Here is a 1,104-nt window from a genome sequence, read left to right as displayed (position 1 = left end):
TTCAGTTGTGCGAGACGAACAAATATCCATGTTCAACAAAATTATGATGATTCCTCAAAAAGATTTTTCCCATAACAAAGTTGGGGACTTTATGTCAAGGGTTCTTTCTGACACTTTTGAAGTTTCTTTCTTTCTTGGAACAGGAATCTCTGTAATCTTTTATAATTTTATACAGTTGATCGTTGTTTCTTTGGTTTTATTAATTTTAAACTGGCAACTTGCTATTATCACATTCATTATGATGCCATTTTATTATTTTTCTCTTAGAGCGTTTGACAAAAGTATTCAAAAAAGTTCTGAGTTAGAGAGGAACACGTATAGTGAACTTACAGAGGAATTTAGAGAAAAAGTTGAAGGGACTTCGGATCGATAAAGAGTTTTTGCAAAGAAACCTTCTTTTCGAAAGCGTTTTTTCAAAAAATCAGAGAGTTGGGTTGGTGCAAAAAACAGATTAAGCAAATTAAATCAAGGTGCAGAAGATTTTATGTCATTTATGTATGAGTTAACTCCGGTTTTAGTATTAGGTTATGGAGGCTATCTAATACTCATAGGGGATACTACTTTGGAACCCTTATAGGTTTCTACGCTTATTTAGGATGGATATTTACCCCTATAAGAAATCTCAGTGATTTTTATATAAAAATGCAAAGGGCGGATCAAGTCTCCAATCGTATATTTGAGATACATAACCTGCCAGTTGAAGACCAGGGGCAAGGTAAACCTTTTCCTGTTGGCAAATATGATATCACTTTTGAAGATGTTTGTTTTACATATCAAGATAAACCTATATTAAAAGANATAAATTTAAGAATNAACACAAAAGAAAAAATAGCTATTGTAGGAACAAGTGGGGCAGGTAAATCTTCGCTCGTAAATTTGATACCAAGATTTTACGAACCATCCCAAGGATTGCTCAAAATAGGNGGTATNGAANTTAAAGAATATAAACTTGAACAATTGAGAAAAAATGCCAAGATCGTGGGGCAAAACGATCCATTATTCAACATGAGNGTAAAAGAAAACATAATTTTAGGTGATGAATTCAGTGAAGAAGAGTTCAACAAAGCTGTCAAAAAAGCAAAGGTAGATAAATTCATAAACCTA

The 1,104-nt window shown here is 32.7% G+C and carries 1 protein-coding gene and 3 pseudogenes; all 4 read left to right on the top strand.

All coding sequences use genetic code 11. The features are described 5' to 3' along the window. The coding region (locus PW5551_RS06670) for an ABC transporter transmembrane domain-containing protein (protein ID WP_146738339.1) at positions 1-373 on the top strand (373 nt) is incomplete at its 5' end. 455 nt (positions 374-828) lie between these two features. Beyond that, positions 829-923, top strand: a pseudogene (locus tag PW5551_RS10540) (ATP-binding cassette domain-containing protein); the annotation flags it as partial. 11 nt (positions 924-934) lie between these two features. Continuing rightward, positions 935-1,010: pseudogene (locus tag PW5551_RS10535) on the top strand (hypothetical protein); the annotation flags it as partial. A gap of 1 nt (position 1,011) precedes the next feature. Further along, a pseudogene (locus PW5551_RS10530) lies at positions 1,012-1,104 on the top strand (ABC transporter ATP-binding protein); the annotation flags it as partial.

The sequence above is a fragment of the Petrotoga sp. 9PW.55.5.1 genome, from assembly GCF_003265365.1.
Classification (GTDB): Bacteria; Thermotogota; Thermotogae; order Petrotogales; family Petrotogaceae; genus Petrotoga.
Note: the sequence above shows the minus strand (reverse complement) of the source record. Positions and strands in the feature narration are given on the sequence as shown.